At 68.5% G+C, this 1,399-nt stretch carries 1 protein-coding gene; it reads left to right on the top strand.

Annotation, left to right across the window (positions count from 1 at the left end):
* Window positions 1–66 precede the first annotated feature (66 nt).
* The gene (locus ACIQWR_RS41500) at window positions 67–1,275 is read left to right on the top strand and encodes an IS701 family transposase (RefSeq protein ID WP_404021376.1); all 1,209 of its coding nucleotides are present in this window, start codon (window positions 67–69) and stop codon (window positions 1,273–1,275) included.
* Window positions 1,276–1,399: the final 124 nt, after the last annotated feature.

Here is a 1,399-nt window from a genome sequence, read left to right as displayed (position 1 = left end):
ACACTCCCTAGTAGTGCTTTGTTAGCGGGTCTTGTCAGGTCGGGTGTCTGGTAGTTCGCTGGTTGTATGAGGGCTGGGGAGCTTGCCGGGGTGCGGGGTCGGTTGGAGGAGTTCGCCTGTGACGTGTTCGCGCCGCTGGTGCGGCCGGACTGGCAGGCGAAGGGCCAGTTGTATCTGCGAGGGCTACTGCTGGAGGGCCGGCGCAAGTCGATGCAGCCGATGGCCGAACGCCTCGGGGTCGACCATCAGCGGTTGCAGCAGTTCATGACCTCCTCGACCTGGCCGGTCGAGGAGGTGCGGGCCCGGCTCGCGTGGCGGGCCGTGCAGGTGGTCAGGCCTCAGGTGTGGGTGGTCGACGACACCGGGTTTCCCAAGGACGGGAAAGCGTCCCCAGGTGTGGCCCGCCAGTACTCCGGGACTTTGGGGAAGGTCGCCAACTGCCAGATCGGGGTGAGTGTCCACGCCGCTTCCGATACCGCCTCGTGCCCGCTGGCCTGGCGTTTGTTCCTGCCCGCCTCCTGGGACGTCCCCGAGATGACCGCCCGTCGGACGGCCTGCCGCATCCCCGAGGACACCCACCATCAGCCGAAGTGGCGACTCGCGCTGGACATGCTCGACGAACTCTCCGGCATCGGGCTGCGGCCCGCCGCGCTGGTCGCGGACGCCGGCTACGGCGCGAACGCCGACTTCCGCCACGGCCTGGAAGACCGCGGCCTGGCCTACGTCCTGCAGGTGAAAGGAGAGATGACCGCCCACCGCGAGGATGCCGTCCCGCACCGGCCCGCCTATGGCGGACTCGGCCCCAGGCCGCTGCCGCGTTACCGCACCCGCCCGGTCCCGCTGCGCGAACTCGTCCAGGCCGCGGGACGGGAACGAGGACGAGCAGTGCTCTGGCGCAAGGGCTCCAAGGCCGCGCTGAGCTCGCACTTCGTGATCCTGCGGGTCCGTTTGGCCGGACGGCGCCCGAAACCCGCCGCCGACGGCACGATCGGGCTGACCTGGCTGATCACCCAATGGCCCGAAGGCCAGGACCAGCCGACCACGTACTGGATCTCGAACCTGCCCGCCAGCATTCCGGTAAAGGACCTGGTCAGGCTGGCGAAGTCACGCTGGCGGATCGAGCACGACTACCGCGAACTGAAAACCGGGCTGGGCCTGGACCACTTCGAGGGCCGCTCGTTCACCGGCTGGCACCGCCACGTCACCCTCGTCACTGCCGCCCACCTCTTCCTGACCGAACAACGGACCTGCCCAAAAGCCCCTGCCAGGGCCTGACCCTCTACCAGGCCCTGGACCTCCTCCAACACCTCATCGCCACCTGGACCGGCACCTGCCCCACCTGCCGACAACCCACCCCGTGGCAGCCCTACGACACCAGGTAACAAAGCACTACTAGGCC

Source organism: Streptomyces sp. NPDC098789, from assembly GCF_044759975.1.
GTDB lineage: Bacteria > Actinomycetota > Actinomycetes > Streptomycetales > Streptomycetaceae > Streptomyces.
This window is presented reverse-complemented; position numbering and strand designations above follow the sequence as displayed.

What these genes read in the sequence shown, in the direction of transcription:
- ACIQWR_RS41500 (WP_404021376.1), top strand. Translation starts at nt 67, where the DNA reads ATGAGGGCTGGGGAGCTTGCCGGGGTGCGGGGTCGGTTGGAGGAGTTC.